Source organism: Paenibacillus sepulcri, from assembly GCF_042647105.1.
In the GTDB taxonomy this organism is placed as follows: domain Bacteria; phylum Bacillota; class Bacilli; order Paenibacillales; family Paenibacillaceae; genus Paenibacillus_Z; species Paenibacillus_Z sepulcri.
This window is the reverse complement of the sequence record NZ_JBHRUP010000001.1, coordinates 7,636,548-7,649,803: the sequence shown is the minus strand read 5'-3', so window position 1 is coordinate 7,649,803 and position 13,256 is coordinate 7,636,548. Positions and strand designations below refer to the sequence as shown.

The 13,256-nt window shown below is 51.4% G+C and carries 12 protein-coding genes; 3 read left to right on the top strand and 9 right to left on the bottom strand.

Going from position 1 to position 13,256, the window contains the following annotated elements; all coding sequences use genetic code 11:
* Positions 1–84: 84 nt before the first annotated feature.
* A complete protein-coding gene (locus tag ACFOLF_RS33195) occupies positions 85–1,509 on the top strand; it encodes an MFS transporter (protein ID WP_210043929.1) in 1,425 nt (474 codons plus the stop codon).
* A 107-nt stretch (positions 1,510–1,616) separates the two neighbouring features.
* The gene (locus ACFOLF_RS33190) at positions 1,617–2,279 is read left to right on the top strand and encodes an NAD(P)H-dependent oxidoreductase (RefSeq protein WP_210043930.1); all 663 of its coding nucleotides are present in this window, start codon (positions 1,617–1,619) and stop codon (positions 2,277–2,279) included.
* 12 nt (positions 2,280–2,291) lie between these two features.
* Here the strand turns inward: ACFOLF_RS33190 and ACFOLF_RS33185 are convergent, their stop codons facing one another.
* From ACFOLF_RS33185 to ACFOLF_RS33160, 6 genes are all read right to left on the bottom strand, one after another.
* Positions 2,292–2,492, bottom strand: coding sequence for a CLC_0170 family protein (locus tag ACFOLF_RS33185; protein WP_210043931.1), 201 nt, complete (start codon positions 2,490–2,492; stop codon positions 2,292–2,294).
* A 10-nt stretch (positions 2,493–2,502) separates the two neighbouring features.
* On the bottom strand, positions 2,503–3,741 hold the full coding sequence (locus ACFOLF_RS33180) for a Ger(x)C family spore germination protein (RefSeq protein ID WP_210043932.1): 1,239 nt from the start codon (positions 3,739–3,741) through the stop codon (positions 2,503–2,505).
* Entirely contained in the window at positions 3,738–4,832 is a 1,095-nt protein-coding gene (locus tag ACFOLF_RS33175; RefSeq protein ID WP_210043933.1) for a GerAB/ArcD/ProY family transporter, read from the bottom strand. The genes ACFOLF_RS33180 and ACFOLF_RS33175 overlap by 4 nt, the downstream gene beginning before the upstream one ends.
* Positions 4,825–6,327: a spore germination protein gene (locus tag ACFOLF_RS33170; protein ID WP_210044049.1), complete on the bottom strand. Its 1,503-nt coding sequence runs from the start codon at positions 6,325–6,327 to the stop codon at positions 4,825–4,827. The genes ACFOLF_RS33175 and ACFOLF_RS33170 overlap by 8 nt, the downstream gene beginning before the upstream one ends.
* Positions 6,328–6,660: 333 nt before the next feature.
* A complete protein-coding gene (locus tag ACFOLF_RS33165; RefSeq protein ID WP_210043934.1) occupies positions 6,661–6,984 on the bottom strand; it encodes a nuclear transport factor 2 family protein in 324 nt (107 codons plus the stop codon).
* A 46-nt stretch (positions 6,985–7,030) separates the two neighbouring features.
* Complete coding sequence (locus ACFOLF_RS33160; RefSeq protein ID WP_210043935.1) at positions 7,031–7,834, bottom strand: SDR family oxidoreductase; 804 nt, start codon at positions 7,832–7,834, stop codon at positions 7,031–7,033.
* Between the two features lie 166 nt (positions 7,835–8,000).
* On the opposite strand from ACFOLF_RS33160, the gene ACFOLF_RS33155 reads away from it, so the two are divergent.
* On the top strand, positions 8,001–8,882 hold the full coding sequence (locus ACFOLF_RS33155; protein ID WP_210043936.1) for a LysR family transcriptional regulator: 882 nt from the start codon (positions 8,001–8,003) through the stop codon (positions 8,880–8,882).
* 41 nt (positions 8,883–8,923) lie between these two features.
* Here the strand turns inward: ACFOLF_RS33155 and ACFOLF_RS33150 are convergent, their stop codons facing one another.
* From ACFOLF_RS33150 to ilvB, 3 genes are all read right to left on the bottom strand, one after another.
* A complete protein-coding gene (locus ACFOLF_RS33150; RefSeq protein WP_379112629.1) occupies positions 8,924–10,156 on the bottom strand; it encodes an MFS transporter in 1,233 nt (410 codons plus the stop codon).
* A 194-nt stretch (positions 10,157–10,350) separates the two neighbouring features.
* Complete coding sequence (gene ilvN, locus ACFOLF_RS33145) at positions 10,351–10,881, bottom strand: acetolactate synthase small subunit (RefSeq protein WP_210043937.1); 531 nt, start codon at positions 10,879–10,881, stop codon at positions 10,351–10,353.
* A complete protein-coding gene (gene ilvB / locus ACFOLF_RS33140) occupies positions 10,878–12,593 on the bottom strand; it encodes a biosynthetic-type acetolactate synthase large subunit (RefSeq protein WP_379112679.1) in 1,716 nt (571 codons plus the stop codon). The genes ilvN and ilvB overlap by 4 nt, the downstream gene beginning before the upstream one ends.
* Between the last annotated feature and the right edge of the window lie 663 nt (positions 12,594–13,256).

The following is a 13,256-nucleotide window of genomic DNA, read 5'->3' as shown; positions in this document are numbered from 1 at the left end:
GTCATTTCCGTTCCGTAATCGAAGAACGAGGGAACTTGTCATGTACTCATTTATATTACAGATAGAGACAGGAGAGGAGATAAAGTGAGCGATCGCATCTCCAAAGCGAATATGTTCTTGCTTATTATTGTCTGCTTTGCCCAATTTATCGAGGTCATGAACAGTACGACGGTCGTAGTCGCGCTGCCATCCATTCAAACGGCGTTTCACATGCAGACTAACGATTTGCAATGGATTGTGACTTCTTATGTCCTCACGTTCGCCTGCTTCCTGATGATCGGGGGACGAGCGAGCGATTTGCTCGGAAGAAAACGCGTATTAATGCTTGGTTTAACCGTCTTCGCGCTCGCTTCGTTGGCTGGCGCCTTGGCGATGAATCCGGTCTGGCTGATATCCAGCAGAGCCGTGCAAGGGATCGGGGCGGCTCTCTCCATCCCGGCGGCGATGTCGCTCATCAGCAATAATTTCGCGGCCGGACCGCAGCGCAGCAAAGCATTGGGAATATTCGGCGCCTTAGGATCCGGCGGGGCGGCTGCCGGATCGATCGTCGGCGGTCTGCTGACGGATTCCGCGGGCTGGAGATCGTTGTTCTATCTGAACGTTCCGCTGGGATTATTGCTCATCATCGGATTGTTATTCATTAAAGTTAGCCCGTCGGCCAAAGCGGAGAAACAATCCGTCGATTGGCTCGGATTGATTTTAGTATTGACGGGTAATTTTGTTTTGGTCTACGGCATTTCCATGCCGGATGTCGACGGTAGCTGGTCGGCGGCGAAAATCACCATGTTGATAATCGGGATATTGGTATTAGCCGTGTTTATTTTAATTGAAAGCTATACTAAAAATCCGTTGCTGCCGCTTCGTCTGTTCAAGTTTCGTTCGCTCGTTACTTCCAATATTATCGGGTTCTTGATGTTTTCCTATACGACCGGATTCATGTATTTCTCGACCTTATACTTCCACGAGCTTGGCTATTCGTCTTTAGCTGTCGGTTTGGCATTCCTGCCGCTGGGACTGACATCGATCGTCGTAACGCAAATCACGCCATTCTTCATGCGCAAATTCGGGGCAAAAAAGGTTCTGATCATGACGCAGGCCATCAACGCGCTTGGAATGTTCTGGTTAAGCAATATGGATATGGATAAAAGTTACGCATCGTTTATTCTCCCGGCTTTTATCGTTCTCGGTTTGTCGATCGGCACATCGTTTACGGCTGTTATCGTCGGTTCCGTTCAGGATGTTAAACCCGAGGAACACGGAATCGCCGGCGGTATCGTGAATACGTTCCTGCAATTAGGAGGGAGCTTGGGCTTATCCATTCTGGCGACGATCGCGACTACGGTTACCGTCTCGGCGCACAATGAACAGGCAAGCACGGCTTTATTATCGGGTTTCCACACGGCGCTGATCGTTAGCGGCTGTTTCGCGATCATTGCCTTGATCCTTGCTTTCATGAGCGGGAGCAAGAGTCAGAATGCCGGTTCCGTTCCTCTAGAGGTGCATGTATAAAGTCGGAGAAGCGGACTTCATCCCGATAAATGGCCTCCTGCTCGTTGTATCATCTATTCAAGAAGCCTAACAACCAAAATCGACTCACGGGAGATGAACTTTAACAGATGGATATCGAGGCAAAAAAAACGGAGTTATTGTCCACATTTTATTTCAGGCATGCAACCAAAGAATTCGATCCGACGAAGAAAATATCCGATGAGGATTTCCGCTTCATTCTCGAGGCAGGACGTCTTTCTCCGAGCTCAGGAGGCAATGAACCTTGGAAATTCGTCGTCGTGCAAAGTCCGGAATTCAGACGGGAACTCGCACCGCTCGTATCCGGAGCAATGCGGTCGCTGCCTACGTCGAGCCACTTCGTTATTATTTTGGCCAGAAAAGGGCTTACTCATGACTCATCTTACGTCTTGGAACAGCAAACCCAAGTAAAGGGTATGCCTATAGAAGTTTATAAAAGCATGCAGCAAGCCTACGCGCAATTCTACGAAGACCTTCATCTGGATTCCGAGCGGGCACTGCTGGACTGGTCTTCGAAGCAAACATACTTGGCGATGGGCAATATGATGACGGCGGCGGCGCATATCGGCGTCGATTCATGTCCGATCGAGGGCTTCGATATGGATGCCGTCAACGAGCTGCTCGACAAAAAAAAGCTGCTCGGAAACGACGAATTCGGCTTGAGCGTGATGACGGCGTTCGGCTATCGGTCCAGAGAGCCGGGGCGCGCCAAATCGAGACGGCCGATGGAAGACCTCGTTCAGTTCGTGTAATACCGCGTACCCCTAGCGGGTTAAATAATAAATCAGATAACCAAGAAACACCAAGACAGCGACGATCAGATTGGACCATCCCATCACGCGGGATATCAGCTGTTCTCTCGCCATGCCGTCTGATTGATAAATCTTCCGATCCACACCAAGCATGAATATTCCCGAAATCAAAAACAAACTGACGAAATAGGCAGCATGATGGATGTTCAGCATGGCGCAGCCCCTATTCTGATTTATTTTGTGCAACTAATCCAAATCTCCGCAGATCGACGTGGACATGGACATCAGCCGTAAGCTTGGCATACAGGTTCTCCCAGTCCTTCTCGCTTTTGATATTCCGGTTCCAGAAGGAGCGTTCATGGGCGCGGATCTTCTCGCCGAAACCGAACACATCCGATTTTTTCAACTGGGTCTCCTTAATCAGCTGTATGGCGTTTTTTTTAACCTCCTGCTCAAAAACCCGTTCCACCTCATGAAGTTTTGCCTGGCTGTCGAAGGAACCCGCTTCTCCGATTTTCTCCTTCATGGTTGCTTCAAGCTGTATATCGATTTCCGCATGAGGTATGCCGTCGTTAATTTTCACTTTAACCCGGGAAGAGCGTTTCAATGTGTTCACCATAACGACGCCGACACCAGGCACATCAAACAGCGCAGAGTAGCCTCCCGGATTTAAGCCCATGATGCCCATATAGACACCAATCTGGATCGGTGTTGTGTAACCGACCATCTTGTCCTCATTAAAATAAGCCATGCCTTTGAGCAAAATATTTTCCTTTTGCCGTATGGACACATAGGGAAGATAGCCGTCCTGCCCCAGCTTCGATTCGGCGCTCCAGAATTTTCCAATATAATCAGTCGGGAACTTGCCCATTTGATGCGATTTCTCGATCATGGCCAGCAAATATAAGGCCGGGACCCGCTCCAGAGGCGGCGCTACATCCATTAGACGGGCTGCCTCCACGTCAGATACGAGCAGCCAGGTCGTGCGGCGCACCTGTGTTTCCCGCCGGAAATAATCGTTTAGATCCCGGAGGCCTCTCCTGGCAATGGCCTCGCTTATCACGACGATGCGAAGATGAATCAAGGTTCGGGGATCGGCAATCTGCTGCTGCAGGTTGTCCAGCGCATCATCTATGGTATAGCCGACCACTTTGACGACCCAAACAGGAAGACTGAATGAACCTTCTCCTCCGCCGGAGTCTCCGCCAGGGCCGAGCGGCACTCTGCCGGGCACGGCAATCTGCGCCGTTATGCGGATCATTTTGTCTTTGAGCGACGGGGGAACTTTGGAGTGGGTTACCATCTCATCCTTCATGTCCTCCGGGGAAGCCTCGTCGATGGCCATGGCGAGAATCAAGGCCCGGTTCTCGATCTCGATCCTGTCCCAGCATCCGGATAAAAGCACGGACAGGGCAGGCAGCACAAGGCACAGGACCAGCCAGCCTTTAACCGCTTTACTCATTGGCTGCTCTCCTTTACCCCGCGGATTAATGAAAGCAGCAGAAGCAGCAAGGGATATCCTGTGGTTAATATCATGCCGTATATAAATATCAGATTTCCATAAACAAAAAATTGTCTCGTATCATGCGGAATCATAGCGATCACAAACACAATAGGAATTAGATAAGAAACAAACAGCCGGTGATCGCGGATTCGGAACAGATCTTTGGCTGCAATGACAGAGAAATAGTAATTGGAATATATCGTGGTGTACACGGAAACAACCCAACCGATAATGAATATATCATCCAATCTCTCGAATGCCCCGCCGGGAATAACGGCAGATCTTGCCGCATCCAATGTCGGATATGCCAGAAGCTTGGTTTCCTCAGAACCGAATAGAGCAATAGTGGAAATGATGATCATCAGGTACACGATTCCGGATATGATCACTCCCCATACCGCAGATGCAAGGATTTTCCGGGGTCTGATCATATAGGGAACAAGCAGGGTCAATACGAATGCGGACTGAAACAAGGAAGCGATCGACAAGGCAGCGTACACCACGCGGGAAGGATGATTGCCAATCACCGGCAGCAGATTGACCATATCGTAATCTCTCAGTGATGCCAGGAATATCACCAAAGCAACAATGATGATGAATGGCAAATAAAAGGAATGAATAAACGAGAATTTCACGACGCTCCGCCTTGAAGAAGCGACCACCACAATCAACATGATGATGATGGATACTTCGATCGGCGTTTTGGGCAGCAGAACGGCAATGACCACTTCTCCAAAGTCCCTCGTAGACAGACCGGAACAGATAACAAAAAAAATAATAAGCAGCAAATTGAAGAACCGCGCCGGCCATTTGCCAATCAGGCGTTCGCTGAACTGAATAATATTTTCCCGGGGAAACTTCCGGACAAGCAGAGCAAGGATAACCAGACTGAACATTGACACTCCCATTGCTTCCAGCGTTAACAGGGGAGCACCGCTATCCACGGCTTTGGCCGCAAAATTCGGAAATGATAATACGCCTATTCCGAGAATGGTGCTTATAATGACGGTGCAGGCCCGGATCACCGTGACCGGGTAGGCATTATTCATGCTCAGACTCCTCCTTGTCGATATAATGAAGGGCATGGCTGCCAGCTACCTTGGCATGATCATTTGGCAGCCGGTCCCGATCACCTGGTTGAAGGTAGCTCGGACGTTTGTTCATCCACCACAAAGGACCCCTGATGAGCGTATCCTTCATTGCCTGCCAATTCCCGGGAACGATCGGATACATATAAGGCACGCCGAACGATTCCAGGAACAGAAGATGGTTCATGATTAAGATCAGCCCTGCCATGACGCCGTACAATCCGAACGTTCCTGCCAGAATGAGTATAGGAAATCTCAGCATGCGCAGGGCAATCGCGGCATTGTAGGCAGGCGTGGCAAATGACCCTATCGTCGTCAGCGCAACGATAACAATCGTGATCGGACTTGAAAATCCAGCAGATACGGCTGCTTGTCCCACGACCAGCACGCCCACGATGGACAAGGCGCCGCCGATCAACTGGGGAAGACGTATGGTGGCTTCCCGCAGCACTTCCATGGAAAGCTCGATCAGCAGCACTTCAATGACCGCTGGAAAAGGCACTCCCGCCCGGCCGCCGGCGACAGCGACGGCAAAGTCGGTAGGCAGCAGCTCCGGATTATAAGAAATAACGGCGACATAAAGAGACGGAAAAACGAGCGAAAATATAAGGGCTAAAAGCCGGATCATCCTGACCAGGGTGCCCATTAGAAAACGCTCTGTATAATCATCCAAAGTCTGATAAAATTGGCTGAATATGGCTGGAACGATAAGCGCAAAAGGAGATCCGTCCACGAGTATGGCTACACGCCCTTCCAGCAGAGCCGCGGCCGTTTTATCGGGCCGTTCCGTATTTTGAATTTGCGGAAACGGCGACAGCGGATAATCCTCGATAAACTGCTCGATATATCCGGCATCCAGAATAGCGTCCGTGCTGATCTTCGACAACCGGCTCATGGCTTCTTCGACCAATTTGGGATCTGCTACGCCTTCCAGATAACAGACAGCGACCTGGGATTTCGCCCTGTTGCCCGTAGCGGCAAGCTTGACCCGCATATCGACGGTCAGCAGCCGTCCTCTGAGCAGATTCAGGTTCGTATCCAGCACTTCAATATAGCCTTCCCGCGCCCCTCTGATCATCATCTCCGTTTGCGGCTGCTCGATGGCTCTCTTCTCAACCATCCTGCTCTCCAGCAGAAGCGCGTCGCTGCACCCGTCGATGCAAAGCAGCGTATTTCCCAGATTGACCCCTTCCAGCATGATGCCTATCGTGTCTTCCATGGAACACTCTGCGACATACACATAATTTTTCCATACGAACTTGATCAGATCACGGCCCTGCAAATCGATGTTTTGCTGGTCTGTTGCCGGATTCATCAACGGCTTCATAATGTCATCGTTGATGAGAGCGGTATCTACCATCGTTGAGAAAAAAACGATAGCTGCATCGAACTGACCGGAAATTCTGAATTCACGGATGACCAAATCGTCGCTCTCGCCGAAAACTTCCCGAAACATTTCCAGCTTTTTTTCCAGCTGCTTTGCGGGTTCCTGATCCTTATATTTTTCCTTGATGCGGTCAGGAGCCGCGGAAGATGAATCATTGTTTAACTTTTTCTTATAAGATCGGTAGTGCTGCTTCCAATTTCGCAAGCTCCTGCCTCCTTCCAGTTATCAGACATTAACCTATATTTCTTCCTGCTTTGTTATTTTGTCCAACATTATGACGGTTATGTGCAAAATCTGTATGGCCGGACACTGCCTATGCCCAAATGGTCCGGTCCTGCAAAAAAACACCCCTCATTCCTTATGGAATGAAAGGTGCAGGCTGATGAGCGGTTTGAGGATTCCTTAATTCTCCTTTATAGCTAATGAAGCGATTTTATCATCCATCAGGGTAAAATAAAATGTAAACTGAAACGGTCCGCCCGGGAAATTCCCGTCGACCTTGCAATTTAAGACGACTTCATGGCCGGTTTGCCTGACGTCAAGGATATCAAGTCGAACCCGCGCACCGATATAATGGGTATCGCTCCATCCTTTGATTTGTTCAGGCCCGCGGAATTCTCGCCCCTCGTCGGCAATAACCGCTCTTTCCGTGAAGCAGTCAAGCAAAGCGTTGATATTTTCAGTATGGGTTGCCTGGATAAATGCGTCAATAGGCTTCGGCTGCATAATACCTCGTCTCCTTTTCATTATAGAGTCAGAGCATTCTGAACGGTTAGACCGTGGGAATCGTTCCGCCGTCTATGACATGCTCGCTGCCGACAATGGATGCGGCCCGGTCGGAAACGAGAAAAGCGACCAGTTCAGCCACTTCCTCGGGTCTGCCCGGGCGCCCCAGCGGAATGCCTCCAAGCGAGTCCATCAGCGTTTGCCTGGCGCCGGCAATGTCAGTACCTGCTTCCTCGGCAATCCGTTCGATCAGCCTCTCAGCGGAAGTCGTCTCAATAAATCCGGGTGCGACGGTATTGACTCGTATTCCATGGGGCGCTACCTGGTTGGACAAGCCTTTGCTGTATGTGGTCAAGGCTGCCTTGGCCGCAGCATAAGCCAGAGTCGCATTATAGAGCGGCAGGCGGCGCTGGATGGACGTAATATGAACAATAGCGCCATACCCCTGCTCCAGCATGGAGGGGAGCAGCCCTCTGTCCAGACGGACAGCTGCGAAGAGATTATTGTTGATAGCCCGCTGCCATTCCTCATCGCTCAGGGCAAGCGCACCTCCTGCAGGCGCCGACGAACCTCCGATATTGTTGACCAGGATATCCACGCCGCCAAGACGGTTCATGACTTCCGCAACCACTTTCTCCACGCCTTCCGCAGTACTGAGATCGGCCTGAATGAACCTGTCCTTCAATCGCGGATCGCCCGGGATGGACCGGGCAGTGGTGAGAACCGTCCCTCCAGCCCGTGAAAGGCGGTTCACAATCGCTTCGCCCATTCCTTTGGTACCGCCTGTGACCAATATGCGTTTGCCCTTGAATTCGTTATTTTCCACAGTATATTCTGTTGATGCTGTCATTTGATAGAGTCTCCTTTTCGATTTATTGCGCGTTTGCCCCACTTATATCCTCCATTAAAGTATGGGGTATTATGCGGTTATTTATATCTTAGCTTTGAATATCAAACGCGTCTAATTTATAATAATAATAAAACACATGAATAATAATAATGAATGAGGTGACAAGATGGAACTTACCCAGCTGGACTATTTTCTGACCGTGGCCAGACTTCAGCATATGACCAAGGCATCAGAAGCATTATCCATTACTCAGCCTGCGCTCAGCCATGCCATATCCAAGCTCGAAACGGAATTGGGCGTTCCCTTGTTTGACCGGAAAGGCCGGAATGTTCAGGTCAACCGGTACGGGAGCATGTTCGCCAAACGGGTGGAGCGGGCGATACAGGAAATAACAAAGGGGAAGCAGGAAATCGACGAGTGGTCCAATCCGGAGACAGGCGTGATCGGGATTGCTTACTTGAATATTCTCGGAGCAGATCTGCTGCCCAAGCTTGTCCGGGACTACCAGCTTAAGCACCCGCAGGTTCGGTTTGAGTTGACGCAGGGCAACTACGAATTAATATACAATCAGCTGGACAACGGTTATTCCGATTTGATGATCACATCCGAGCGTCCAGCCACTGATAATTATGAATGGCGGCTCATTAAGAGTCTCCCGCTCTATGCGGTTGTTTCCAACACCCACCGGCTCGCTGACCGCGCTTCACTCAGTCTGACTGAACTGACTGGTGAACCTTTCGTCGGGCTCGATAAAAACTGCGGACTTAAAAGCTCCTTATTAACCCGTTTTCAGCATATGGGATTCACTCTGACTGCGACCTATGACGCGGAAGATTTGACCACCGTCGCCGGGTTTGTCGCCGCAGGTCTTGGAGTATCCGTTCTGCCGCGGTCTGAAGGGCTTGCGGTTAAGGGCATGGCATGGCTGCCTATCGAGGAGGAGGGGTGGATTTGGGAGGTTGGCTTATACTGGAGGAAAGACCGTTATCAATCCCCCGCGTCCAAACGTTTTATCGACTATATAGAAAGTTCTTCTTTTCAAGCTTGATCCGCGCTTGTGTGCAGCAGGATAAAACCAACAGCCCGCGACTACAGGGCAGTCGCAGGCTGTTTTTTCGTTTTCCAGGCATAGATGGCAAAAGAGAGAAATCCCATCCAGCCAAATACAGAGGCGCCATAGAGCAGGTCGGCCACAGGCAGAGAATCGGACAGATAGGTGCTCAGAAGAGGACCGATGGTGCCCCGTATGCCAAACAGCATCAGGTGAAGGCCGAACACAACGGCTTCCCTGCCCGGTGCCAGCCGGAAGACATAGGCCAGAAAGCCGATATCCCAGATTGCATCCCCCACACCTTGAATTCCGCTGCCGACAAGAACGGCCGGATAATTCCCGAACAGGCCATATAACAGCGGCACCATTGAAAAAGCGGCAAACCCGAACGCCACCGTATGCTTCGCCGATAACCGGTCAATAACGACGCCGACCACGAAGTAAGTAATGAGCAGGCAGCTGAAATAAGTTACGCGGGTAAGTCCGATTTCCGTATTGGTCAGTTCAAGCTGCTTGACTTGAATGATCTGATAGAGCGGCATGGCCAGTATATTGCCAAACCCTGTGAAGGTGCAGGCCAGAAAGAACATGGCAAGCTCGCGGTTATGCTTGATCAGCTGCAGCTGATCCCTGAGCGAGGAGCGTTTGACGGACAACGCCTTGACAGGCGCCGTTTTCTTGGCCCGGACGCGGGTGAATACCAGAATGGAGACTACTCCGGCTGCGGCTGCAAATAACAAAGGCCCGCGCGGCCCGGATGCATCTGTCCAGCTCCCGACCACGAAAGCAAGCGGAATCATGAGAACCCCCATCGCTACCCGGACATTGCCCATCAGCTTCCCGCGATGCTGGGGAGGATACATCCGGACAATCAGCGAAGCGTAAGCCGGGGACTGTATGCCCATCATCAGCTGAAACAGCAGCGCTACCGCCACGTACACGACCGGAACCCCAAAAAAAGCAGGCAGTACGATCAGTGCTCTTCCGATTAAATTGGGAATGACCATAAAAGGCTTGGGATTGGACCGTTCAATCCATCCTGCCCATATCGGCGAGAACAGCAGACCGATCGCAGGCGAGGCTGACAGAAGCCCGACCTGAATATTGCTTGCGCCTTCCTGAATCGCCATAGGCACATAAAATTGATTAAATACCACATTAAAGAAGCTGAACAGAACGGAAGCGCCGGCATCGTAACAGAAATTATGCCATGCACGGGGTCCTAATTGAAGTCTGAGGTTGTTGAAGTATGATTTGAAACCCATGCCCATTGGTGGTCAACTTACCTTTCGTCTATCATAATCAATAATCAGCATAGCGGCGGCCATAAAGCAGCCAATACGGCTATTATACCACCTTGCAGGTGCGGGGATAGCGAACATTTTATACTCTTGCAGCCCGGCAAAAAAATAAATCCTACCCTTGCAAGGGATAGGATTTATGTTCCTCCGATAGATTGCGGACATCAGACTGCGTCTGCCGCTTGGCTGCTCCGGCTTAGCTGCGTCTCAACCGGGATTTCGCGCGTCATGGCGGTCGTGCCGGTACGCGATATTTCCATAATTCCATAGGGCTCAAGGAGCTTCAGGATTGCATTGATTTTGTCGGTTTCGCCTACAGCCTGAATGATCATGCTGTGATGTCCAATATCCACGACAGATGCCCGGAAAGCCGAGACAACACCCATAATCTCCGGACGCAGCGGCGGTTCCGCCTTGATCTGGATCAAGGCAAGCTCCCTGGCAACCATAGGACTTGCACTTAGAGGAACGACGCGAATCACGTCAATCAGCTTGTTCAGCTGTTTTTCCACCTGCTCGACCGTCCTTTCGTCGCCTGTTGTCCTGATAATCATCCGCGATAAGCCGCTCTCTTCGCTGCTCCCGACAGTGATGCTGTCGATGTTGAAGCCGCGTCGGCCGAACAATCCGCAAACGCGCTGCAGTACACCCGGCTGGTCATGAACCAGTATGGAAATTGTGTGCTGTTCATTCATTGGAATTCCCCCATTACCATTTGATCTAACGCCGTTCCGCTGAAAACCATGGGATAAACCTTCTCTTCCTTCGGAACCACAAATTCGACAAGTACCGGACCGGGCGTATCCAGCGCCTCCTGCCAGACGCGGGCGGCATCAGCCTTGGTCTCTGCCCTCAGCCCCTTGATTCCATAGGCTTCTGCCAGCTTGACAAAGTCCGGACTTCCCGCAAGCTCGATGTGGCTGAAGCGCTGTTCGTGAATCAGTTCCTGCCACTGCTTGACCATCCCGAGTACCTGATTGTTGATAACCACGATTTTCACAGGGATCTGGTGGATTGCGCAAACGGCCATCTCCTGCGCGCACATCTGCATTCCGCCGTCGCCGTTAATGGAAATGACCAGTCTGTCCGGATTGCCGATCTGCGCGCCCATTGCAGACGGAAAACCGAATCCCATGGTGCCGAGTCCCCCTGAAGTGAGCAGTGAACGCGGCTGCTTGAATTTGTAGAACTGTGCGGTCCACATCTGGTGCTGCCCGACATCCGTCGTAATGATGGCTTCGCCGCCTGTTGTGCCGCTGATCATTTCAATGACATATTGCGGCTTCAATTCCGATCCGGAATCGTCGTAGCGCAGCGGATAAGCCGCTTTGTTTTGCAGGATTTCCCTGATCCAGCTGTCTGACCGGGCGGGCTTGGCTTCCGGTATGGCATAAGCCAATACAGCTTTAATATCGCCTACACATGAAAGCTCCGTGTGTACGTTCTTGCCGATTTCGGCGGGATCGATATCGATATGGGCAATTTTTTTGGCCTGCGGAGCGAAGCCGTCTATCTTCATCGTGATCCTGTCGTCGAACCGTGAACCGATAGAGATAATCAGGTCGGCCTGCTGGATCGCCATATTCGCCGTGTAGGTGCCATGCATGCCCGGCATGCCCATACACAGCTCGTGGGAGCTTGGAAATCCGCCCAATCCAAGCAGAGTGGCGGCTACCGGAATCCGCGTTTTCTCCACGAATTCCAGCAGTTCCTTGGATGCATCGGAATAAATAACCCCGCCGCCCGCGATAATGACCGGCTTCTCGGATTCGGCAATAGCCTGGATAATCGAATGGATTTCCGCCGGATTAAGGGCTGGTTCCGGATGGTAACCGCGCAGATTGATGCGCTCAACCGGCTGTGCGGTTATTTGCTGATTGGATACGTCCTTCGGAATATCGATCAGCACCGGTCCCTTTCTTCCGGTGCCCGCCAGATAAAAGGCTTCATGGATGATGCGCGGCAGGTCGTTGGCGTCCCGGACCAGGTAACTGTGCTTGGTAATCGGCATTGTGATGCTTACGATATCCGCTTCCTGAAAAGCATCCGTACCCATCACGGTTGTGGGAACATTACCTGTAAGGATAACGAGAGGAACCGAATCCATAAAGGCGGTGGCGATTCCCGTCACCAGATTTGTCGCTCCCGGACCCGATGTAGCGATACACACCCCTATCTTCCCGGTTGACCGGGCATAACCGTCCGCAGCATGGATCGCCCCCTGCTCATGGCGGGTCAGCAGATGCTTAAAGTCCGGATTGCCGACCATCGCGTCATAGATATAAAGGACATTGCCACCCGGATAGCCGAATACGCATTCGACACCTTCGCTCAGCAGGCCGCGCAAGAGAGCCTCCGATCCGGTTATCGGGTTCTCTGTTTGCTTCTCCGTGTGACTCGCGGACATTGTCGTCGCTAACGATTTTCCCATAGTGATCTCCTCCTCCGAATATAAAAACCCCTCTCATCCCCAGCCAGGCAGATCTGCTGCCGGTTTGAAGGGACGAAAGGGGTTGATTTTCGCGGTACCACCCTGATTTGCCGAAGATCTTGCGATTCTTCAGCCTCATGAGGCAAGGAGTGCTTGCCTGCAGCACGGTAACGTGTGCCATTCCGTTCGAGCCTACACACCGGTCCTATAGTGCGGGACCTTCCGTTTTCGGTCAAAAAGCTCCAAGAGGACATCATACCAAGGATTATGGCGAAGGTCTCAGCTTTCCCTCTGCTCTCTGGACATAAGCGCCTTCGTACTTTTTTCTCTTCATCGCCTGCCTGAATATATAAAAACCCCTCTCATCCCACCCTGGCAGACCTGCTGCCGGATTAAAGGGACGAAAGGGGTTGATTTTCGCGGTACCACCCTGATTTGCCGAAGATCTTGCGATTCTTCAGCCTCATGAGGCAAGGAAACCTTGCCTTCAGCACGATATCGTGTGCCATTCCGTTCGAGTCTACACGCCTGAACCAACAGGGCTCCGGTTTTCGGTCAAAAGCTCTGAGAGGACATCATACCAAGGATTATGGCAAAGGTTTCAGCTTTCCCTCTGCTCTCTGGACATAAGCGCCTTCG

Coding starts and splice junctions, on each gene's coding strand:
- ACFOLF_RS33185 (WP_210043931.1), bottom strand. CDS start 2,492: ATGCTGAACATCCATCATGCTGCCTATTTCGTCAGTTTGTTTTTGATT.
- ACFOLF_RS33160 (WP_210043935.1), bottom strand. CDS start 7,834: ATGACAGCATCAACAGAATATACTGTGGAAAATAACGAATTCAAGGGC.
- ilvB (WP_379112679.1), bottom strand. CDS start 12,593: ATGTCCGCGAGTCACACGGAGAAGCAAACAGAGAACCCGATAACCGGA.
- ACFOLF_RS33150 (WP_379112629.1), bottom strand. CDS start 10,156: ATGGGCATGGGTTTCAAATCATACTTCAACAACCTCAGACTTCAATTA.
- ACFOLF_RS33170 (WP_210044049.1), bottom strand. CDS start 6,327: ATGTTTCGGGAAGTTTTCGGCGAGAGCGACGATTTGGTCATCCGTGAA.
- ACFOLF_RS33180 (WP_210043932.1), bottom strand. CDS start 3,741: ATGAGTAAAGCGGTTAAAGGCTGGCTGGTCCTGTGCCTTGTGCTGCCT.
- ACFOLF_RS33190 (WP_210043930.1), top strand. CDS start 1,617: ATGGATATCGAGGCAAAAAAAACGGAGTTATTGTCCACATTTTATTTC.
- ACFOLF_RS33165 (WP_210043934.1), bottom strand. CDS start 6,984: ATGCAGCCGAAGCCTATTGACGCATTTATCCAGGCAACCCATACTGAA.
- ACFOLF_RS33155 (WP_210043936.1), top strand. CDS start 8,001: ATGGAACTTACCCAGCTGGACTATTTTCTGACCGTGGCCAGACTTCAG.
- ACFOLF_RS33175 (WP_210043933.1), bottom strand. CDS start 4,832: ATGAATAATGCCTACCCGGTCACGGTGATCCGGGCCTGCACCGTCATT.
- ilvN (WP_210043937.1), bottom strand. CDS start 10,881: ATGAATGAACAGCACACAATTTCCATACTGGTTCATGACCAGCCGGGT.